18 protein-coding genes and 1 tRNA gene are annotated in these 19,378 nt (G+C 67.8%); 8 read left to right on the top strand and 11 right to left on the bottom strand.

Annotation, left to right across the window (positions count from 1 at the left end):
- Positions 1 to 7 precede the first annotated feature (7 nt).
- The 5 genes from QTN24_RS02950 to QTN24_RS02930 form a co-directional block, all read right to left on the bottom strand.
- Complete coding sequence (locus QTN24_RS02950; protein ID WP_313835256.1) at positions 8 to 1,636, bottom strand: bifunctional aspartate transaminase/aspartate 4-decarboxylase; 1,629 nt, start codon at positions 1,634 to 1,636, stop codon at positions 8 to 10.
- Positions 1,637 to 1,688: 52 nt separating this feature from the next.
- Positions 1,689 to 3,374 (bottom strand): aspartate-alanine antiporter, encoded by a 1,686-nt coding sequence (aspT, locus tag QTN24_RS02945; RefSeq protein ID WP_124683394.1) that lies wholly within the window; start codon positions 3,372 to 3,374, stop codon positions 1,689 to 1,691.
- Between the two features lie 351 nt (positions 3,375 to 3,725).
- Positions 3,726 to 4,475: a M48 family metallopeptidase gene (locus tag QTN24_RS02940; protein ID WP_313835255.1), complete on the bottom strand. Its 750-nt coding sequence runs from the start codon at positions 4,473 to 4,475 to the stop codon at positions 3,726 to 3,728.
- 205 nt (positions 4,476 to 4,680) lie between these two features.
- Positions 4,681 to 4,765, bottom strand: a tRNA-Leu gene (locus tag QTN24_RS02935).
- A gap of 97 nt (positions 4,766 to 4,862) precedes the next feature.
- Entirely contained in the window at positions 4,863 to 5,225 is a 363-nt protein-coding gene (locus QTN24_RS02930; RefSeq protein ID WP_313835254.1) for an HNH endonuclease signature motif containing protein, read from the bottom strand.
- A gap of 99 nt (positions 5,226 to 5,324) precedes the next feature.
- Between QTN24_RS02930 and QTN24_RS02925 the strand changes: the two genes are divergently transcribed.
- Positions 5,325 to 6,263, top strand: a complete 939-nt coding sequence (locus QTN24_RS02925; RefSeq protein WP_313835253.1) for an alpha/beta hydrolase — start codon at positions 5,325 to 5,327, stop codon at positions 6,261 to 6,263.
- A 15-nt stretch (positions 6,264 to 6,278) separates the two neighbouring features.
- Here the strand turns inward: QTN24_RS02925 and QTN24_RS02920 are convergent, their stop codons facing one another.
- From QTN24_RS02920 to QTN24_RS02910, 3 genes are read right to left on the bottom strand one after another with little or no spacing between them, the layout of a single operon-like run.
- A complete protein-coding gene (locus QTN24_RS02920; protein WP_313835252.1) occupies positions 6,279 to 7,148 on the bottom strand; it encodes an NAD(P)-dependent oxidoreductase in 870 nt (289 codons plus the stop codon).
- Positions 7,149 to 7,192: 44 nt separating this feature from the next.
- Positions 7,193 to 8,344 (bottom strand): class I SAM-dependent methyltransferase, encoded by a 1,152-nt coding sequence (locus QTN24_RS02915; RefSeq protein WP_313835251.1) that lies wholly within the window; start codon positions 8,342 to 8,344, stop codon positions 7,193 to 7,195.
- Positions 8,345 to 8,366: 22 nt separating this feature from the next.
- Entirely contained in the window at positions 8,367 to 9,308 is a 942-nt protein-coding gene (locus QTN24_RS02910) for a CysB family HTH-type transcriptional regulator (protein WP_124683400.1), read from the bottom strand.
- A gap of 173 nt (positions 9,309 to 9,481) precedes the next feature.
- Here QTN24_RS02910 and QTN24_RS02905 point away from each other — a divergent pair, with 173 nt between their 5' ends.
- The 7 genes from QTN24_RS02905 to cobA are packed head-to-tail and all read left to right on the top strand — an operon-like array spanning position 9,482 to position 16,504.
- Positions 9,482 to 10,255 carry a sulfite exporter TauE/SafE family protein gene (locus QTN24_RS02905; RefSeq protein WP_124683401.1) on the top strand — a complete coding sequence of 258 codons (774 nt, stop codon included), beginning with the start codon at positions 9,482 to 9,484 and terminating at the stop codon, positions 10,253 to 10,255.
- A 31-nt stretch (positions 10,256 to 10,286) separates the two neighbouring features.
- Positions 10,287 to 11,969 carry a nitrite/sulfite reductase gene (locus QTN24_RS02900; RefSeq protein ID WP_124683402.1) on the top strand — a complete coding sequence of 561 codons (1,683 nt, stop codon included), beginning with the start codon at positions 10,287 to 10,289 and terminating at the stop codon, positions 11,967 to 11,969.
- A 12-nt stretch (positions 11,970 to 11,981) separates the two neighbouring features.
- A complete protein-coding gene (locus QTN24_RS02895) occupies positions 11,982 to 12,560 on the top strand; it encodes a DUF934 domain-containing protein (protein ID WP_124683403.1) in 579 nt (192 codons plus the stop codon).
- Positions 12,557 to 13,363, top strand: coding sequence for a phosphoadenylyl-sulfate reductase (locus QTN24_RS02890; RefSeq protein WP_313835250.1), 807 nt, complete (start codon positions 12,557 to 12,559; stop codon positions 13,361 to 13,363). Before QTN24_RS02895 ends, QTN24_RS02890 begins: the two co-directional genes overlap by 4 nt.
- Positions 13,364 to 13,389: 26 nt before the next feature.
- Positions 13,390 to 14,361: a sulfate adenylyltransferase subunit CysD gene (gene cysD, locus QTN24_RS02885; RefSeq protein ID WP_124685041.1), complete on the top strand. Its 972-nt coding sequence runs from the start codon at positions 13,390 to 13,392 to the stop codon at positions 14,359 to 14,361.
- 25 nt (positions 14,362 to 14,386) lie between these two features.
- Positions 14,387 to 15,691, top strand: coding sequence for a sulfate adenylyltransferase subunit 1 (locus QTN24_RS02880; RefSeq protein WP_313835249.1), 1,305 nt, complete (start codon positions 14,387 to 14,389; stop codon positions 15,689 to 15,691).
- 39 nt (positions 15,692 to 15,730) lie between these two features.
- Positions 15,731 to 16,504 (top strand): uroporphyrinogen-III C-methyltransferase, encoded by a 774-nt coding sequence (gene cobA, locus QTN24_RS02875; protein ID WP_313835248.1) that lies wholly within the window; start codon positions 15,731 to 15,733, stop codon positions 16,502 to 16,504.
- Between the two features lie 83 nt (positions 16,505 to 16,587).
- On the opposite strand, the gene QTN24_RS02870 is transcribed toward cobA, so the two are convergent.
- Genes QTN24_RS02870 through lptF form a run of 3 tightly spaced genes read right to left on the bottom strand, consistent with a single transcriptional unit; the run spans position 16,588 to position 19,276 of the window.
- The gene (locus QTN24_RS02870) at positions 16,588 to 16,986 is read right to left on the bottom strand and encodes a CbiX/SirB N-terminal domain-containing protein (RefSeq protein WP_313835391.1); all 399 of its coding nucleotides are present in this window, start codon (positions 16,984 to 16,986) and stop codon (positions 16,588 to 16,590) included.
- Complete coding sequence (lptG, locus tag QTN24_RS02865; protein ID WP_313835247.1) at positions 16,983 to 18,152, bottom strand: LPS export ABC transporter permease LptG; 1,170 nt, start codon at positions 18,150 to 18,152, stop codon at positions 16,983 to 16,985. The genes QTN24_RS02870 and lptG overlap by 4 nt, the downstream gene beginning before the upstream one ends.
- Entirely contained in the window at positions 18,149 to 19,276 is a 1,128-nt protein-coding gene (lptF, locus tag QTN24_RS02860; protein WP_124683408.1) for an LPS export ABC transporter permease LptF, read from the bottom strand. The genes lptG and lptF overlap by 4 nt, the downstream gene beginning before the upstream one ends.
- Between the last annotated feature and the right edge of the window lie 102 nt (positions 19,277 to 19,378).

Genomic DNA, 19,378 nt, shown 5'->3' with positions numbered 1-19,378 from the left:
CGGCGGCCTACTTCTTGGTCACGTTCTTGTCGGCCTTGCTGCCGGTGGCCTGGTTGTACCGCTCCACGTAGTCCTCGAACAGCTTGCGGATCGACTTGCCGATCTTGGCGTAGTCGGACTCGTTGAGGTTGGCCAGCGACACGCGCCCCGACGGGTGGCGCGTGCCGAAGCCGCGGCCCGGCAGCAGCACCACGCCGGCTTCCTCGGCCAGGCGGAACAGCAGTTCGGTGGGTTCGGTCGACGACAGCACCCATTTCACGAACTCGGGCCCCAGCGCCTTGCCGCCGAGCTGTTCGATGTCGAGCAGCGTGTAGTAATCCACCACGTTCGGGTCGGCCGCATCCTCGGGGGCGATGCCGATCTCCCTGAACAGCGCGGCCTTGCGGCTGCGGATCAGCCGCTTCATCGCCTGCTTGTAGGCGTCCGGCGTGTCCATGAGCGAGAACAGCGAGAACAGCACCATCTGCACCTGCTGCGGCGTGGACAGCCCCGCCGTGTGGTTCAGCGCCACGGTGCGGCTGTCGGCCACGATGCGGTCGATGAACTTGAGCGTGTCCGGCGTGGTCGTGATCGAGTTGTAGCGCTTGTGCAGCCCCTTGCGCTGGTCCTCGGGCAGCTGGGCGAGCTTCTCGTCGAAGATGTTGTCGCGGTGGGTGGCGATCACGCCCAGCCGCCAGCCCGTGGCGCCAAAGTACTTCGAGAACGAGTAGACCAGGATCGTGTTGCGCGGGCAGAGCGCGAACAGCGAGACGAAGTCGTCGGCAAAGGTGCCGTAGACGTCGTCGGTCAGGATGATCAGGTCGGGCCGCTCCTCGATGATCGACGCCAGGTATTCCAGGCTCTCGTCGCTCATCCGCACGGACGGCGGGTTGCTCGGGTTGACCAGGAAGAACGCCTTGACGCTGGGGTCGCGCAGCTTGTCCAGCTCCTGGTTCGAGTACTGCCAGCGCGACTCGGGGTCGGCGTCGATCGACAACTCCACGAGCTGGTAGTCGTTCAGCTCCGGGATCTCGATGTACGGGGTGAAGATCGGCATGCCCAGCGCGATCTTGTCGCCGGCCTTGAGCATGTGGTTCTCGCGCATCGAGTTGAACAGGTAGGTCATGGCCGCCGTGCCGCCTTCCACGGCGAACAGGTCGAACTCGCCGATAAACGGGTGCTTGCCGATCATCTCCCTGCGGATGTACTGGCCGACGATCACCTCGCTCAGCTTGAGCATGCGGTCCGGCACCGGGTAGTTGCAGGCCAGGATGCCCTCGCACATCTCGTACAGGAAGTCGGCGGCGCTCAGGCCGAGCTGGTCTCGCACGTACGACACGGCGCCGGCCAGGAACTTGACGCCCGGTACCTCCTGGTTCTCGCGCGCGAACAGGTCGAAGCGTTCCTCGATGCCGTCGCGGCGCGGGAATCCGCCCACGCCCTCGGGCATGTACTGGAACGAGCGCTCCGACTCGCGCATCGCAAACAGGCCAAGCTGCCAGAAGCCGTGGCGCGGCACGGTGGCCAGGAAGTTCGGGTTGCCACGGCCCGCGTTCAGCATCAGGCGGTTGGCATCGCTGCTGGCCAGCTTGATCAGTTCGTCCTTCAGTTCGAACGGCGACAGGCTGGACAGCGTGGACAGGTCCGGTTTGCTCATGGCGTTGCTCCTTTCGGGAATCCGTGTTCGATGAGGCATCAGGAAACGGCCATCAGACAAAGCCGACGACCAGGGGGCCAAGCAGCGTCAGCAGGACGTTGGCCAGGGCATAGGTAATGGCGAACGGCACGGTCGGCACGGGGCTTTCGGCCTTGTCGAGGATGCCGCCGAAGGCCGGGTTGGCACTGCGCGAGCCCGACAGCGCGCCGGCCAGCAGCGCGGCGTTGTCGTACTTGAGCACGTAGCGGCCGAAGAACATCGTCAGGAACAGCGGCAGCAGCGTGACCACGGCGCCCAGCAGGAAGATGGTCACGCCGCTGTGGCGCAGCGTGTCCACGGCCTGCAGGCCGGAGTTGATGCCGACGATGGCCACGAACGCGGCCAGGCCAAAGTCCTTCAGCAACTGGCAGGCCGCCGTGGGCATGGCGCCGTACATCGGGTGCTTGGACCGCGCCCAGCCGAACACCAGCCCGGACAGCAGCGCGCCGCCGCCGGCGCCCAGCGTGAGCGGGATCGACCCGATCCGCACCACCAGCAGGCCGATCAACAGCCCCACCAGCACGCCGGCGCCGAAGTAGACGAAGTCGGTCTTCTCGCTGGGCACCAGTTCATAGCCGGCGCGCTCGGCGGCGCGCTTGGTGTCGGCCGGGGTGCCGTAGAACGTGATGATGTCGCCGTGCTGGAGCTTCAGGTCGGGCAGGATCGGCAGCGGATGGTCGTAGCGCTCGATCCGCTCCAGGTACACGCCGTGGCGCATCTCGCGGCTCACGTTGGCCACGATCTCGCCCAGCGGCTTGTTGTTGAGCCCCTTGCGCGTGAAGACCGCGCGGCGCGTCTGCATCACCATGCCCATGCCGTCGGCGTCGGCCACCTCGTCGCCAATCACCAGCGCGGTCGGCACCATGGCGTCGCGGCGGCCCACCAGCAGCACGATGTCGCCAGCCTCCAGCACGGTGTCCTGGCCAAACTCGATCACCTTGCCGGCGCGCTGCACCTTTTCCACGGTGATCAGGTCCTCGCCGCCCACCTCGATGTCCTTGACCGTCTTGCCGGCCGCCGCGGTCACGCGGAACAGCCGCCCCACCAGCCGCGGCAGCGCGCCGAACTGGCCCGGCCCGAACTGCGGCAGGCCGCCGTGCATGGCCGCTTCCACCTTCTTGGCGTCGGTCTTCAGGTCCGCTTTCATGAAGCGCGGCAGGATGTTGACGCAGACGATGATGGCGCCCAGCGACCCGAACACGTAGGTCACCGCATAGCCGATGGCCACGTTGGCCTGCAGGATCTTGACCTGGTCGGGCGGCAGGCCGAGCTTGGTGATGGCGTCGCCGGCCGTGCCGATGATGGCCGACTGCGTCATGCCGCCGGCCGCCAGCCCCGCCGCGATGCCCTTGTCCAGGTTGAAGATCTTGGCCAGCACCACTACCGTGACAAGCCCCGCCAGGGCCATGAACACGGCCATGGCGATCTCGCGCAGCGAATTGCGGTTCAGCGAGTTGAAGAACTGCGGGCCGCTCTCGTAGCCCACGGCGTAGATGAAGACCGCGAACATCACGGCCTTGACGCCGTTGTCGATCTCCACGCCCACCTGGCTGATGATCACGGCCGCCAGCAGCGACCCGGCCACCCCGCCAAGCTGGAACTTGCCGAACGTGATCTTGCCGATCGCGTAGCCGATGGCCAGCGACAGGAACAGCGCCGACTCGGGCGATTTCTGAAAGATGGTGTGCAACCAGTCCATGGAAACTCCTCTGCGAAACAAAGGCTGAAGGGGCGCGGACCGGCGAGCGCTGCGGCAGCCCGCCCGGCCTGCGGGGCACAGCTACTTCGGCACCGTGGCGAGGGCGCCGGCCATGGCGACGGCAACCGGGCCGAGCAAATGGCAGCAGGACATTGGAGATGGCGTAGGGAATCGTGTAGCCGCCTTGCGGAAGCTCCGCAGGCGTGAGGCATTATCGGTACGCCGCGCCGTGGCGCGTACTGAAAGCTTTTGGTGACGCGTATTAAACGCGTTCAGAAAACAGGGGGATGAGCGGGGAAGGGAGGGGGCGCCGGCCACGCGACGGTGGCCGGGCGGGGGGCGGCGGGCGCGTTACTTGCCGCTGTTGAGCCGGTCCTGGATGTGCTTGGCGCGGGCCTCGGAGCCCGGGTGCGAGCTGAGCATGCTCGACTTGCCGCCATCGAGCTTGGCCAGCTTCTGGAACGCCGTGACCAGCGCCTGGCGGTTGGCGCCGTTCTTGGTCAGCAGGTCGAACGAGTAGTCGTCGGCCTCGCTTTCCTGACGTTGCGAGAACTGCGCATTGACGAAGGTCTCGCCCAGCTCGCCGATCTGCGACGACGACAGCGCGGTGAGCGTGGCGTTGCCGGTGGACCCCAGCAGCCCGCGCGCGGCGGCCGTGGTGTAGGCCACCTGCATGGCGCGCTTGGTATGGCCCAGCGCCACGTGGCCGATCTCGTGGCCCAGCACGCCGCGCACCTCGTCGTCGCTCATCATGTCCATCAGGCCGCTGTACACGCGCACGCAGCCGTTGGCCATGGCCCAGGCGTTGACGTCCTTGGTCATGTAGACCTTGGCGTCCAGCGGCAGCCCGGTGTTCTTGAGCCCGCTCATGACGTTGACCAGCCGCTTGGCATAGGTGCTGTCGGCCGGGGCCACCTGGTTCTTCTTGTCCATCTCGGCGCAGGACTGGTCGGAAAGCTGCTTGACGTTGGCGTCGGTCAGCGACGCCGCCGAAAACAGGCTGCCGCCGGCCTGGGTCAGGCTGTCCATGTTGGCACCAGCGCAGCCGGCCAGCAGCGCCGCGCAACCAATGGCCGCGGCAGTAGCAGTAAGGCGATTCATCTTCGGTTCCCTGAAAGCAAGTCGTTGTTGTGACGGAGGCGCTGCGTGAAGGATAAGCATCGACGGGCGCGCGGGCCAGTGGTTTATGTCTGACAAGGCAGGGGCTGCACGGGGGGATGCGGACGTGCGGCATCGCGAAGGCTGCAGGACGGCGGGGGCGTTACGGTGGCCAGGACGGCCGGGGCGCGCCGGATGGCGCGGGAGATGGTGCCCGGGGTCGGACTCGAACCGACACGCCTTGCGGCGGGGGATTTTGAGTCCCCTGCGTCTACCTGTTTCACCACCCGGGCATGGGCTGGGCGATGGCCTGGACTGCCCATCGCGCGCTGATGAATCGCGGATTATGCCGGAATTCACCGGGCCGGACAACCGCGCGCCGGGCCGCGCCTAGCGTCCGCGCCGGGCGTTGGTGGTGCGGCTGCGGTCGTAGAAGCCGGGCGGCTTGCGGGCGATCCAGCGGATGAAGTCGGCCATGGCCGGGTGGGCGCGCAGCGCGTCCCAGTCGTGCCACGTGGTGGCCAGTTCGGCCTCGGTGAAGACCGAGTGGATCTTCTGATGGCAGACCCGGTGCATGGCCACGACGGCCCGGCCGCCCCGGCTGCGTGGGACGGGATGGTGCAGGTCGGTGCTGGCGTCGTCGAGCAGCGGCCGGCCGCACAGCGGGCACGTGGCGGCGGGCGAGGCGGGCGCGACATCGGGCGGGCCCGGTTGCGAAACCTTGCCGGCGCGCAGCCGGCGCTTGACGACCATGCGGGGGTCCGGTGAAAACGGGGGGTCTGGCAGTTGCGGTAGGATAGCGCGCAACCGCCCCACGCGGTGCCGCACCGAATCCACCCGGAGCCGAGAGCCATGTCCGCCCAGCCGACCCTCGATGCCACGCCCGCCGCCAGCCTTGCCAGCCTGGCGGCGTTGCCGTCCCAGGACCCCGCGTTCTACGCCAAGGCGTACAACAACCGCGCCAATGTGCCGGACAATGCCATGCACATGGCCCGCTGGGCGGCGGATTCGGCACTGGCACGGGCCGGCATGGTCACGTACTTCGAGAACCTGAACTACGGCGATACCGATTCGCCACTTGCCGCCACCGAGACGCTCGACTACTTCCCGGCCGCGGTGCGCGACGACGACGCGCCGCCGCTGCTGGTGTTCCTGCACGGCGGCTACTTCCGCGCGCTGGACAAGCACGACCACAGCTTCGTCGCCAACGTGCCCACGCGGCGCGGGGTGTCGGTGGCCGTGGTCAACTACGCGCTGTGCCCGGCCGTGAGCGTGGAAACCATCGTCTGGCAGGTGATGCAGTCGGTGGCGTGGCTGTACCGCGAGGCCGACCGGCTGGGCCACGATCGCAACCGGATCTTCCTGGCCGGCCATTCGGTGGGCGGGCACCTTGTGACGATGCTGATGGCGGCGCTGTGGCCGCAGTTCGGCGGTGACCTGCCGGTGGACCTGATCAAGGGCGGCCTGTCGATCAGCGGGATCTACGACCTGGAACCGCTGCGCCGCGCCGATTTCCTGCAGGCCGACCTGCAACTGACCGAGGCCGAAGTGGCGCGCCTGTCGCCGGCGTTCATGGCGCCGGCCACGGCCGCGCCGCTGATCACGGCGGTCGGGGCGCTGGAGTCGAGCGAGTACCACCGCCAGCACGCGCTGATCCGCGCTGCGTGGCCGGCCAACGTGCGCGAGGACATCGTGCTGGCCGGCCGCCACCATTTCAATGTGATGGACGACCTGATGCGCGACGACAGCGCGCTGTCGCGCGCGCTGCTGGGGATGATCGCCGGGGTCTGAGCCGGCGGCATCGTCCTAGGGCTTGATTTCCAGCACCTTCAGCAGCGACGACGTATCGTCCTTGCCCCAGCCCTGGGCCATCAGCGTGTCCAGCTGGGCGGCCGTGGCGCGCATGGCGGGCAGGTCCAGGCCGATCTCGCCGGCGATGTCGGCGGCCAGCCCGAAGTCCTTGGCATGCAGCCGCGATTCGATGCCGGCGCCAAAGTCGCGCGCCACCATCTTCGGTCCCATCATGTCCAGCATGCGGCTGCCGGCAAAGCCGGTCGACAGCGCCTGGAACACCTTGCCGGTATCCACGCCCTGGGCGCCCGCAAAGCGCATGGCCTCGGCGATCCCCTCGATGTTCACCACCTGCGCGATCTGGTTGCAGAGCTTGGCCACCTGGCCGGCGCCGTGGTCGCCGATATGGGTGATGGTCTTGCCGATGCATTCCAGCAGCGGGCGTACCCGCTCCAGATGCTCGGCCTTGCCGCCGACCATGATCGTCAGCGTGCCGGCCTGCGCGCCCATCGTGCCACCCGAGACCGGGCAGTCGAGCGACGCGATGCCGCGCGCGGCCAGCGCCTGGGCAATCTCGCGCGTGACGATGGGCGAGATCGTGCTGTGGTCCACGCAGATCGTGCCCGGCGCGGCACCTTCGATCACGCCGTCGCGGCCCAGCAGCACCTCACGGACATCCTCGGACGAGGTGACGTTGGTGAACACCACCTCGGCGCCGCGTGCGGCCTCGGCCGGCGTGAAGAACGGTTCGGCGCCCAGCGCGCGCGCCGCGTCGGCGGCCTCGGGGCGGCGGACGAAGGCGCGCACGGTGTGCCCGGCGCGGATCAGGTGACCGGCCATCGGCGCGCCCATGGCGCCCAGGCCGATAAAAGCCACGGTAGTCATCAATGCTTCCTCGGGTGGTCTCGGGTGGGTCTTGGGGGGTGGCGCTACTTCGCGGCCAGCCGCCACAGCGACGTGACCTCGGCCTTGCGGGCCGCGTGCAGCGGGTCATCGGCGTCGGTGGACTTGGGATGCTTGGGGCGGATGTCGGCACGGCCCAGCACCTTGAGCCCGGCTGCGTCGATCCATCCCAGCAGCTCGTCGCGCGTGCGCAGGCCCAGGTGCTCGGCAAAGTCGGACAGGATCAGCCAGCCCTGGCCGCCCGGTTCCAGGTGCGCCGCCAGCCCGCCCAGGAAGCCACGCAGCATGCGGCTGTCCGGATCGAACACGGCGTGCTCGATGGGCGAACTCGGCCGCGCCGGCACCCACGGCGGGTTGCAGACGATCAGCGGCGCGCGGCCTTCGGGGAACAGGTTGGCGTCGACGATCTCCACGTGCTGCGCCAGGCCCAGCCGGTCGATGTTCTCGCGCGCGCAGGCCAGCGCGCGGGGGTCCTGGTCGGTGCCGACCACGCGCCGGACGCCGCGCTGCGCGAGCAGCGCCGCCAGCACGCCGGTACCGGTGCCGACGTCGAAGGCCAGCGCCTTCGACGGCAGGTCCTGCCGCGCCACCAGTTCCAGGTACTCGCCGCGCACCGGCGAGAACACGCCGTACCACGGATGGATGCGGTCGCCCAGCAGCGGAATCTCCACGCCCTTGCGGCGCCACTCGTAGGCGCCGATCAGGCCCAGCAGCTCGCGCATCGACGCCACGTAGGGGGCATCGGCCGGGCCGTAGACCTGCTCGCAGGCCTGTTGCACGTCGGGTGCCCGGCGCAGCGGCACCACGTGGCCGGGCTCGAACGGCAGCAGCAGCATGCCCAGCGTGCGGGCGCGCTGGGACTGGGCCAGCCGGTGCTTGTGGAAGGCTTCGGTCAGGCTGGCCGGTGCCTGGGCGGCGCCGCGCGCCTTGCGCTGGGGTTTGCGGTCGACGCGCCGCGCCATGGCCTGCAGCAACTGGCGCGCGTTCTGGAAGTCGCCGCGCCAGAGCAGGGCGGTGCCTTCGCTGGCCAGCCGGTAAGCGGTATCGGCCGCCATCTGGTCGTCGGCCACCACCACGCGCCGGGGCGGCGGCAGGCCGGCTTCGGACCGCCACAGCGCGCTGCGCTCGGCGCCGTCCTCGGACCAGTGGAGGCGGGGAGGGGAATCGGATACGGACATATCTATATAGAGGAGGGCCGGCTTACAGCTCGTAAGCCTCGTGGTCGCCGGACATCGCCTGCTCCACGAGCTTGCGGTTCAGGGTCGGCGAGAACAGTTCGATGAAGGTATAGACGAAGCTGCGCAGGTAGGCGCCCTGCTTGACGGCCAGGTGCGTGACATTGGTGCCGAACAGGTGGCCGGCGGGCAGGCCGCGCAGGTTGCGGTCGCGCTCGGGGTCGAAGGCCAGCCCGGCCACGATGCCGATGCCCAGGCCAATCTCGACGTAGGTCTTGATCACGTCGGCGTCGATGGCTTCCAGCACGATGTCGGCTTCCAGGTGGCGCAGCGCGAACGCCTTGTCGATCTTGGGCCGGCCGGCGAAGTTCACGTCATAGGTGATCAGCGGGTAGGTCGCCAGGTCTTCCAGCGTCAGGTGCTTCTTTTCCAGCAGCGGGTGGTCAGGTGGCGTAATCACCATATGCTGCCATTGGTAGCCGGGCAGGGACACCAGCGCCTTGTCGCTGGAGATGCCTTCGGTGGCGATGCCGATGTCGGCCTGGTCGTGCAGGATCATGTCGGCAATCTGCACCGGCGTGCCCTGCTGGATCGACAGGCGCACCTTCGGGTAGCGCTTGGTGAACTCGGCAATCACGCGCGGCAGCGCGTAGCGGGCCTGGGTGTGGGTGGTGGCAATGGTGAAGTTGCCCTGGTCCTGCGCGGCGTAGTCCTTGCCCACCCGCTTCAGGCTTTCCACTTCCTGCAGGATCTTCTCGACGGACACCAGGATGCGGCGGCCCGGCTCGGTGAGGCTGCGGATGCGCTTGCCATGCCGGGTGAAGATATCGACACCCAGCTCTTCCTCAAGCTCGATGATAGCCTTCGACACGCCGGGCTGTGATGTGTAAAGCGCTTTTGCCGCTTCCGTCAGGTTGAAGTTCTGCCGGACGGCCTCACGCACGAAGCGAAACTGGTGGAGATTCATATAACTTCGCTCGTATAAACAAACAACTTCTTATTAGTTTGAGATATGAGGCGAGTTTATTACGATTCTCGAACTTTGTTAAACGTTCGCCTGCCCGAATTGCGTCCGCGGCCCGCCTGAAGAAGGTGACGCCGGCACCACCGGCGGCAGGCGCAATCCGATAAGCGTCCCCGATGTCCCTGGCTTTCACCGTTTCCGGTCTGCTGGTAGGTATCCTGGTTGGTCTGACCGGGGTAGGTGGCGGCTCGCTCATGACGCCGCTGCTGACGCTGCTGTTCGGCTTCTCCCCGGCCACTGCCGTGGGCACCGACCTGGCCTTCGCCTCCATTACCAAGGGTTTCGGCACGATCGCGCACCGCGCGCACGGCCACGTGCAGTGGCAGGTGGTGCGCCGCCTGTGCATCGGCAGCCTGCCGGCCGCGCTGGCCGCCATCCTGGTGCTCAAGAGTGCCGGCGAGCTGAACGCCCAGTGGCTGCATGCCATCCGCGTGACGATTGGCGTCTCCGTGCTGCTGACCGTGCTGTCGCTGCTGTTCCGCAAGCAGATGCTGGCGTGGCTGGAACGCAACCCGCGCTACCAGCTGGAAGGCCGCCGCCAGGTGGTGGCCACGATCGTCGTGGGCGCCGTGATCGGCGTGCTGGTGACGGTCTCGTCGATTGGCGCCGGTGCCGTGGGCGCCACGCTGATCCTGCTGCTGTACCCCCATATGAAGCCGGCCGAGGTGGCCGGCACCGATATCGCCTACGCCGTGCCGCTCACGGCCGTGGCCGGGCTGGGCCACGTGTGGCTTGGCACCGTCGACTGGAATCTGCTGCTGGCGCTGCTGGTGGGATCGATCCCCGGCATCTGGCTGGGCGCCCAACTGTCGCGGGCGCTGCCCGAGCGGCTCGTGCGCGCCGCACTGGCGACCACGCTGACGCTCGTCGCCATCAAGCTCGTTTCCTAAGCATCCAACGAATACTGAACGGACCCACACCATGTATCAGTACGATCAATACGACCAGCGCATCGTCCAGGAACGTGTCGCGCAATTCCGCGACCAGGTGCGCCGCCGCCTGTCGGGCGAGCTGACCGAGGAAGAGTTCCTGCCGCTGCGGCTGCAGAACGGCCTGTACATGCAGCGCCACGCCTACATGCTGCGCGTGGCCATTCCGTACGGCCTGCTGGCGTCGAAGCAGCTCCGCATGCTGGCCCACATTGCCCGCAAGTACGACCGCGGCTATGGCCATTTCTCCACGCGCCAGAACATCCAGTACAACTGGATGGAGCTGGAGCAGGTGCCCAACGTGCTGGCGGACCTGGCCAGCGTGGAAATGCACGGCATCCAGACCTCGGGCAACTGCGTGCGCAACATCACGACCGACCAGTTCGCGGGCGTGGCCCCGGACGAGTCCGTGGACCCGCGCGTGCTGGCCGAACTGCTGCGCCAGTGGAGCACGTTCCAGCCGGAATTCGCGTTCCTGCCGCGCAAGTTCAAGATCGCCATCTCGGCCAGCCAGGACGACCGCGCCGTGGTGCAGATGCACGACATCGGCATCTACGCGTACAAGAACGCCGACGGCGAGACGCGCCTGCGCATCCTGGCCGGTGGCGGCCTGGGCCGCACGCCGATCCTGGGCACGATCATCAAGGAAGACCTGCCGTGGCAGCACATGCTGACCTACGTCGAGTCCGCCATCCGCGTCTACAACCGCTACGGCCGCCGCGACAACAAGTACAAGGCCCGCATCAAGATCCTGGTGAAGGCCATCGGCGCCGAGAAGTTCGCCGCCGAGGTGGAAGAAGAGTGGCAGTTCAGCAAGGACGGCCCCGGCACGCTGACGCAGGCCGAGTTCGACCGCGTGGCCCAGTACTTCCAGCCGCCCGCCTATGAAAAGCTGCCGGACACCGACGCGTCGTTCGAGAAGCACCTGCTGGAGAACAAGGCGTTCGCCCGCTGGGTCAGCCGCAACGTGCGCGCGCACCGCGTGACGGGCTACGCGTCGGTGACGCTGTCGACCAAGCCGGGCCCCGTGTCGCCCCCGGGCGATGCCACCGCCGAGCAGATGGAAGCGGTGGCCGACCTGGCCGACCGCTACGGCTACGGCGAGCTGCGCGTGGCGCACGAGCAGAACCTGGTGCTGCCCGACGTGAAGAAGAAGGACCTGTTCGCGCTGTGGGAAGCGGCCCGCAAGGCCGGCCTGGCCACGGCCAACATCGGCCTGCTGACCGACATCATCGCCTGCCCGGGCGGCGACTTCTGCTCGCTGGCCAACGCCAAGTCGATCCCGATCGCGCTGGCCATCCAGGAACGCTTTGACGACCTGGACTACGTGCATGACCTGGGCGAGGTGTCGCTGAACATCTCGGGCTGCATCAACGCCTGCGGCCACCACCACGTCGGCAACATCGGCGTGCTCGGCGTCGACAAGGACGGCTCCGAGTGGTACCAGGTGACGCTGGGCGGCGCCCAGGGCAACCAGTCGGCGATCGGCAAGGTGATTGGCCCGTCGTTCAGCGCCGAGGAAATGCCCGAGGTGGTGACCCGCATCATCGACACGTTCGTGGCCAACCGTGCCGGGGACGAGCGCTTCATCGAGACGTTCGCCCGCATCGGCATCGCCCCGTTCAAGGAACGCGTGTACGCCGACAAGCAGCGCGAAGAGCGCGCCGAAGCCTGAAAGAGACCGAACATGGCAAAGATCATTCAACTGCAACGCGACGACGCAGGCCAATTCCGTCCCGTCATCGTCGAAGACCACTGGACCGTGCTGCGCGCCACCGACGAGCAGCCGCTGGACGCCGCGCGCATTGCCGCCGTGGCACAGGGCGCCGACGCCGTGCTGTTCCCGCTGTCCGTGTGGAAGGACAACCAGGCGCTGCTGGCCGGCCGCGACAAGGCTGTCACCGGCGTGTGGCTGGCCCCCGAGGACGAACCCGCCGATGCGCAGCCGCTGTTCGACCAGGTGTCGGTCGTCGCGGTCGACTTCCCGGTGTTCCGCGATGGCCGCGGCTTCTCGTCGGCCTACCTGCTGCGCACCCGCTACGGCTGGACCGGCCAGCTCCGCGCCATCGGCGACGTGCTGCGCGACCAGCTCAACTTCATGAAGCGCTGCGGCTTTGACACGTTCGCCGTGCGCGCCGACAAGAACATCGACGACGCGATCAAGGGCTTCACCGAGTTCACGGTGGCGTACCAGGCATCGGTGGACGAGCCGCTGCCGCTGTTCCGCCGCGCCCGCGCCGACGTGACCGCGCAAGGTTCGGCATGAGCACGATTTCCGAGATCCCCGTGGTCGACGGGGCCGCGCCCCAGGTGTCGTCGCTGCGCCCCCCAGCGCTGTGGACGATGCCGCTGTACACGGGCTCGGTCGAGGCGCTGGAAGCCAAGGAACGCGCGCTGGCCGAACGGCTGGCGGGCATCGCCGGGCGTTTCTTCCGCGCGCGCTTTGCCACGAGCCTGGCCGCCGAGGACATGGTGCTGACCGACGCGATCCTGCGCGGCACCGACGCCGTGCGCGCCGGCATCCGCGTGTTCACGCTGAACACGGGCCGGCTGCACGCCGAGACGCTGGCGGTGCTGGACGCCGTGCAGACCCGCTACGGCTACACGGTCGAGCAGTTCACGCCGGACCAGGAGGCGGTGGACAACTACGTCCGCAAGCACGGCCTGAACGCCGTCTACGACAGCGTGGACCTGCGCAAGACCTGCTGCGGCATCCGCAAGGTGGAGCCGCTGAACCGCGCGCTGTCGCACGCCGATGCGTGGATGACGGGCCAGCGCCGCGAGCAGGCCGTGACGCGCGCCGAGCTGCCGTTCGAGGAACTGGACGAGGCGCGCGGCATCCCCAAGTTCAACCCGCTGGCCGACTGGACCGAGGCCGAGGTCTGGGCCTACCTGACGCGCCACGACGTGCCGGTCAACGCGCTGCACGCCAAGGGCTACCCGAGCATCGGCTGCGAGCCGTGCACGCGGGCCGTGAAGGCGGGCGAGGATGTGCGGGCGGGGCGCTGGTGGTGGGAGTCGAAGGACTCGAAAGAGTGCGGGCTCCACGAGCAGAACATCAAGCATTGAACGAATTACCAGAGGCCGATAACGACATGGGCATCATGAACGACATCGCAGACGCAGGCGTGGCCGCCAACGTGGAACACCTGCTGCAGGTCCAGAACGACCACCTCGACCGGCTGGAAGCCGAGTCGATCTACATCATCCGCGAGGTGGTGGCCGAGTGCCGCAACCCGGCGCTGCTGTTCTCGGGCGGCAAGGACTCGATCGTCATGCTGCACCTGGCGCTGAAGGCGTTCCGCCTGGGCGACCGCAAGGTGGAGCTGCCGTTCCCGCTGGTCCACATCGACACCGGCCACAACTACCCCGAGGTCATCGCCTTCCGCGACCAGCGCGTGGCGGAACTGGGCGCGCGGCTGGTGGTGGGCCATGTCGAGGACTCCATCAAGCGCGGCACCGTGCGGCTGCGCAAGGAAACCGATTCGCGCAACGCCGCGCAGGCCGTGACACTGCTGGAAACCATCGAGGCGCACAAGTTCGACGCGCTGATGGGCGGCGCCCGCCGCGACGAGGAAAAGGCGCGCGCCAAGGAGCGGATCTTCTCGTTCCGCGACGAGTTCGGCCAGTGGGACCCGAAGGCCCAGCGCCCCGAGCTGTGGAGCCTGTACAACGCCCGCATGGCCGCCGGCGAGCAGATGCGCGTGTTCCCGATCTCGAACTGGACGGAACTGGACGTGTGGCAGTACATCGCCCGCGAGAACCTGGCGCTGCCGCCGATCTACTATGCGCACGAGCGCGAAGTGGTGCGCAAGAACGGCCTGCTGGTGCCGGTGACGCCGATCACGCCCAAGCAGGACGGCGACGTCAGCGAGGTGCTGTCGGTCCGCTTCCGCACCGTGGGCGACATCAGCTGCACATGCCCCGTGGCCAGCACCGCGGCCTCGCCGGTCGAGATCATCGCCGAGACGGCCGTGACCGAGATTACCGAGCGCGGTGCCACGCGGATGGACGACCAGACCAGCGAAGCGTCGATGGAACGCCGCAAGAAGGAAGGCTACTTCTAAGCCGATGCCGCAGAGGAACACGAACATGTCTCAATATTCGCAACACCAGGGCCTGCTGCGCTTCATCACGGCGGGTTCCGTCGACGACGGCAAGAGCACGCTGATTGGCCGCCTGCTGTTCGACAGCAAGGCTGTGCTGTCCGACCAGTTGACCGCGCTGGCCAACGCCAAGAACAAGCGCACGGCTGGCGAGGAGATCGACTTCTCGCTGCTGACCGACGGCCTGGAGGCCGAGCGCGAGCAGGGCATCACGATCGACGTGGCGTACCGCTATTTCTCCACGGTGCGCCGCAAGTTCATCATCGCCGATACGCCGGGCCACGAGCAGTACACGCGCAACATGGTGACGGGCGCGTCGACGGCGCACGCGGCCATCGTGCTGGTGGACGCCACGCGCGTCACCGTGACCGGCGGCCGTGCCGAGCTGCTGGCGCAGACCAAGCGCCACTCGGCGATCCTGAAGCTGCTGGAGATCCAGCACGTGATCGTCGCCGTGAACAAGATGGACCTCGTGGAATACAGCGAGCAGCGCTTCAACGAGATCCGTGCCGCCTACGCCGAGCTGGCAAACCAGCTTGGCCTGAAGGACGTGGTCTACGTGCCGGTGTCGGCGCTGCGTGGCGACAACATCGTCCACGCCAGCGACGCCATGCCGTGGTACCAGGGCGAGCCGCTGCTGCCGCTGCTGGAGGCGCTGCCGGTGGAGGACGTGGCGCCCGAGGGCGACGCGGCGCTGCGCTTTCCGGTGCAACTGGTGGTGCGCCAGGACGGCGCCGCCGCCGACGACTTCCGCGGCTATGCCGGCCGCGTGGAAGCCGGCACGGTGCGCGTGGGCCAGAAGCTGCGCGTGCTGCCCGCCAACCGCGAGGCCGTGGTGGCCGAGGTGCTGACGCCGAACGGCGCGGCCGATTCGGCCAACGCCGGCGACACCATCACGGTGCGCCTGTCCGAGGACGTCGATGTGTCACGCGGTGACATGTTCGTGGCGGCCGACGCCACGGCGGCTTCGGCCAAGAAGCTGACGGCCGACCTGTGCTGGTTCGATGACGAATCGCTGAACCCGTCGCGCAAGTACGTGCTCAAGCACACCACGGCCAGCGTGTTCGCGCGCGTGTCGGCGGTGGATCGCGTGCTGGACGTGCACACGCTGTCGCACGAGACCGGCCGCCACGACATCCGCCTGAACGACATCGGATCGGTGCAGCTGTCGCTGCAGAAGCCCATCGTCTGCGACACCTACGGCGACAACCCGGCCACGGGCGCCTTCGTGCTGATCGACGAGGCCACCAACCACACGGTGGCGGCGGGCATGATCCGTGCGTATGCCTGATATCGTCCCGAACGGACAGCAATGGTAATGGTGGTGCAGATGAACACGCGCAAGGCAACCTCGACCGGCAAGGTGTACCTGATTGGTGCAGGCCCCGGTGCGGCCGACCTCATTACGGTGCGCGGTGCCCGCTTGCTGGGCGAAGCCCAGGTCGTGCTGCACGACGCGCTGGTGTCGCCCGAGATGCTGGCCTGGTGCCCCCAGGCCGAGCTGATCGAGGTGGGCAAGCGCTGCGGGCAGCGCTCGACGGCGCAGCTGTTCATCAACCGCCAGATCGTCGACCTGGCCGGCAAGTACGAGCGCGTGGTGCGGCTCAAGGGCGGCGACCCGATGCTGTTCGGCCGCGCCGACGAGGAACTGCAGGCGCTGGAGGCCGCGGGCATCGCGTACGAGGTGGTGCCCGGCATCACGGCGGCGCTGGCCGCCGCCAGCGCCATCGCCCGGCCGCTGACCCGGCGCGGCGTGTCGCGCAGCGTGGCATTCGCCACCCAGGCCAAGGCTGCCGATGCGGTGGATGTCGAGGCCGACGTCAAGGCCGACACCATCGTCTACTACATGGGCCGGGACCAGGCCGCCAACATCGCCGCCCAGCTCATCGCGCGTGGCAAGCCGGCGTCCACGCCTGCCTGGGTGGTGGAAGCCGCCACCACGCCGCGCCAGCGCAGCCACCAGTTCACGCTGCGCGAGATGGCCGCCGGAGAGGCCGCGCGCTGGATGGACCCGGTGCAGCCCAGCCTGCTGATGATCGGCGAGGCCCTGGGGACCCGTGCGACCGAGGTGGCGGAGGCGGTAGCGGTGGACCGGGCGGCGTAACGCCGCCACGGCGGTAAAACAAAAAAGGCCAGGGGAATCCTGGCCTTTTTGCTTGCTGGGGCTCGCTGCGGCGTGCGGGATGGCTAGGGTTGCGCCCCGTTGCCGGGAGAGACGGCCTGCGCGCAGTAGGCCGCCATCGCGTCGAGCACCACATCGGCCTCGCCCACCGCCGTGGCCACGCCGATATCCACGCCCGGATGGCGCGCCCGGCATTCCTCGACCAGCAGCGGGAAATCGCGCCGCAGATGCCCGCCCTGGCCCAGGAACACGGGCACCACCGTCACCGCGTCGATGCCCTCGGCAGCCAGCGCGTCGATGGCCTCGGCCAGCGACGGCGCCATCAGCTCCAGGAAGGCCAGCCGCACCACGCAATCGGGCCGCAGTGCCGACAGCCTGGCATGCAGCCGGTCGAACGGCTCGCGCCAGCGCGGGTCGCGCGCGCCGTGGCCAAAGAGGACGATGGCTTGCCGCATGGCGCTCAGTGCCGGTCGACCCAGCGCAGCGACGTCAGCGCGAAGGTCAGGTACAGCGTGCCCGGCACCAGCGCCGAGACAATTGGCGGCCAGGTGTGCAGCAGGCCGACGTGCGAGAACAGCGTGTTCGCCAGGTGGAACGACAGCCCCAGCATGATGCCGCCGAACACCTTGACGCCCACCGCGCCGGCGCGCGCGTGCAGGTAGGCGAAGGGCAGGGCCAGCGCCACCATCACAAACAGCGTCAGCGGATAGACCACCTTCTTCCAGAACGCGATCTCGTAGCGCTGTGTGTCCTGCTTGTTGTCGCGCAGGTGGCGGATGTAGCGGAACAGGTCCAGCGTCGACATCCGCTCGGGCGTCACCAGCAGCACCGACAGGATCTGCGGCGTCAGCTCGGAATGCATGACCATGTTCGGGAACAGCGCCTGCTCGGCCCGGAAATCGGGCGCCAGCGCGTCGCGCTTGGCCGGGGCGGGCGCCGCCGCGCCGTCGCGCAGTTCCACGAAGCGCGTCTCGTTGACGTCGTTCAACTGCCATTGCTGGCCGCCCTGGTAGCGCCCTTCCTTGGCCACGCGGATCACGCGCAGGCGGTAGTCCTGGTCGAACTCGTAGATCGTGATGCCGTTGATGGTCTGGTCCGGGCGCAGACCCTGGACGTTGACGAAGCGTGTGATCTCGCCGCCACCCGCGGACGTATCGCGGTCACGGTCCTTGACCCAGACGCCCGAGCGGAAGCCGGACGATACCGTCGCGCCAATCGCCTGCAGCTTGATCTTCTGCGCGTATTGCTCGGCCGCCGGGCCAATGAATTCGCCGAACACGAACGTGACCAGCGCCAGCGGCACGGCGAGCTTGAACAGCGAGAACAGCGCCTGGCGCGTGTTCAGCCCGGCCACGCGGAAGATCGTGAATTCGGACTGGCTGGCAAGCTGCGAGAACACGTAGATGGCGCTGATCAGCACCGCGATGGGCAGCACCTCGTAGACGCGCGTGGGCGCCTGCAGCATGACGTGGAAGAACGCCACCAGCGACGTATAGCCGCCCTGCACGCTTTCCAGCTCGTTGAGCATGTCGAAGAAGATGAACAGCGACAGCACCGCGAACAGGATGAACGCGAAGACGCCGTAGATCAGCCGCGCAAAATAGCGCTCGTAGACGGCCAGCACCCTCATGCCTGGCCCCCGGCATTGCCATTGGCCTTGCGCTTGAGGCCGAACACGGCCCGCCAGCCGCCCAGGCTGCGGTTCTGCCGGTAGCGGAACAGCATCAGCGCGCACAGGAACACCAGCACGTGCAGCGGGATCAGCGCCATCCAGAACGAGAGCGACCCCGACCGCACCCAGGCCTGCGCCAAGTTGATCGTGTTGCTGTAGGTCAGGTAGATCAGCACCGCGAACACCAGCGGCGTGTAGCGGCCCAGCCGCGGGTTCACGTAGGCCAGCGGGATGGCGATCATCACGAAGTTGAAAGCCAGGATCGGCAGCGACACGCGCCAGAGCAGCTCGGCCATGTTGTCGCGGGTGGGATTGCGCAACAGATCGATGGTGTCGCGGCTCTTGGCGGGCAGGTCGGCCTCGGTCTCGGGCGGCTTGTTGTCGACCTTGACCGCGTACTTATCGAATTCCAGGATCCGATAGTTGAGTTGGCCCGGCACGCCGGCGTAGCGCCGGCCGTTCTCCATGACCACCAGGCGGTCGCCGTTGGGCTGGGTCTCGAACTGGCCCTGGTGCGACAGCGCCACGCCGATCTTGCCGGCCTCGGAATTGGCCACGAACACGTTGCGGGCGTGCTTCATGTCGGCGTCGATGCCCTCGATGAACAGCACGTAGTTGCCGTTGGCGGGCTCGATGAAGCGGCCCGAGGCGATCATCGACAGCACGCCGCGCTGCTGGAACCGGTCCCGGAACAGCGCGCTCTGCTGGTTGGCCCACGGCCAGGCGAACATGCCCAGCAGCAGCGCCATGATGAAGAACGGCGTGGCGAACTGCAGCACCGGCTTGACCAGGTCGCGCAGCGAGATGCCGGCCGAGAACCACACCACCATCTCCGAATCCTTGTACCAGCGGGTCAGGACGATCAGGGTGGAGATGAACAGCGTGGCCGACAGCAGGATCGACAGGTAGCCAATGGTGGCCAGGCCGATCAGCATCAGCACGTCGTTGGGGCTGGCCTTGCCGTTGGCGGCCATGCCCAGGATGCGGATCACGAGCGACGTGAGCATGAACGTCAGCATCACCAGGAACACCGCACCGGCGGTGTAGGCAAGCTCGCGTCGCAGGGCTTGTTGAAAAATCATGCGCCAATCGCTTCCGGCTTCCGGCCGGAGCGGGCGATGTGCCGGGGCCGAGGGACTGGCAGGACCGCGGGCTGTCAGCTTGCAGGATCGGCGGCGGCAGAT

This window comes from Cupriavidus sp. SZY C1, assembly GCF_032190535.1.
GTDB lineage: Bacteria > Pseudomonadota > Gammaproteobacteria > Burkholderiales > Burkholderiaceae > Cupriavidus > Cupriavidus pauculus_C.
This window is presented reverse-complemented; position numbering and strand designations above follow the sequence as displayed.

Excerpts from the sequence above, each read along its gene's own strand:
- QTN24_RS02930 (WP_313835254.1), bottom strand. The coding sequence starts at position 5,225 with ATGGTCGTCAAGCGCCGGCTGCGCGCCGGCAAGGTTTCGCAACCGGGC.
- QTN24_RS02900 (WP_124683402.1), top strand. The coding sequence starts at position 10,287 with ATGTATCAGTACGATCAATACGACCAGCGCATCGTCCAGGAACGTGTC.
- cobA (WP_313835248.1), top strand. The coding sequence starts at position 15,731 with ATGAACACGCGCAAGGCAACCTCGACCGGCAAGGTGTACCTGATTGGT.
- QTN24_RS02940 (WP_313835255.1), bottom strand. The coding sequence starts at position 4,475 with ATGAATCGCCTTACTGCTACTGCCGCGGCCATTGGTTGCGCGGCGCTG.
- aspT (WP_124683394.1), bottom strand. The coding sequence starts at position 3,374 with ATGGACTGGTTGCACACCATCTTTCAGAAATCGCCCGAGTCGGCGCTG.
- QTN24_RS02890 (WP_313835250.1), top strand. The coding sequence starts at position 12,557 with ATGAGCACGATTTCCGAGATCCCCGTGGTCGACGGGGCCGCGCCCCAG.
- QTN24_RS02950 (WP_313835256.1), bottom strand. The coding sequence starts at position 1,636 with ATGAGCAAACCGGACCTGTCCACGCTGTCCAGCCTGTCGCCGTTCGAA.
- QTN24_RS02910 (WP_124683400.1), bottom strand. The coding sequence starts at position 9,308 with ATGAATCTCCACCAGTTTCGCTTCGTGCGTGAGGCCGTCCGGCAGAAC.
- QTN24_RS02880 (WP_313835249.1), top strand. The coding sequence starts at position 14,387 with ATGTCTCAATATTCGCAACACCAGGGCCTGCTGCGCTTCATCACGGCG.
- cysD (WP_124685041.1), top strand. The coding sequence starts at position 13,390 with ATGGGCATCATGAACGACATCGCAGACGCAGGCGTGGCCGCCAACGTG.
- lptF (WP_124683408.1), bottom strand. The coding sequence starts at position 19,276 with ATGATTTTTCAACAAGCCCTGCGACGCGAGCTTGCCTACACCGCCGGT.
- lptG (WP_313835247.1), bottom strand. The coding sequence starts at position 18,152 with ATGAGGGTGCTGGCCGTCTACGAGCGCTATTTTGCGCGGCTGATCTAC.
- QTN24_RS02905 (WP_124683401.1), top strand. The coding sequence starts at position 9,482 with ATGTCCCTGGCTTTCACCGTTTCCGGTCTGCTGGTAGGTATCCTGGTT.
- QTN24_RS02915 (WP_313835251.1), bottom strand. The coding sequence starts at position 8,344 with ATGTCCGTATCCGATTCCCCTCCCCGCCTCCACTGGTCCGAGGACGGC.
- QTN24_RS02895 (WP_124683403.1), top strand. The coding sequence starts at position 11,982 with ATGGCAAAGATCATTCAACTGCAACGCGACGACGCAGGCCAATTCCGT.
- QTN24_RS02925 (WP_313835253.1), top strand. The coding sequence starts at position 5,325 with ATGTCCGCCCAGCCGACCCTCGATGCCACGCCCGCCGCCAGCCTTGCC.
- QTN24_RS02920 (WP_313835252.1), bottom strand. The coding sequence starts at position 7,148 with ATGACTACCGTGGCTTTTATCGGCCTGGGCGCCATGGGCGCGCCGATG.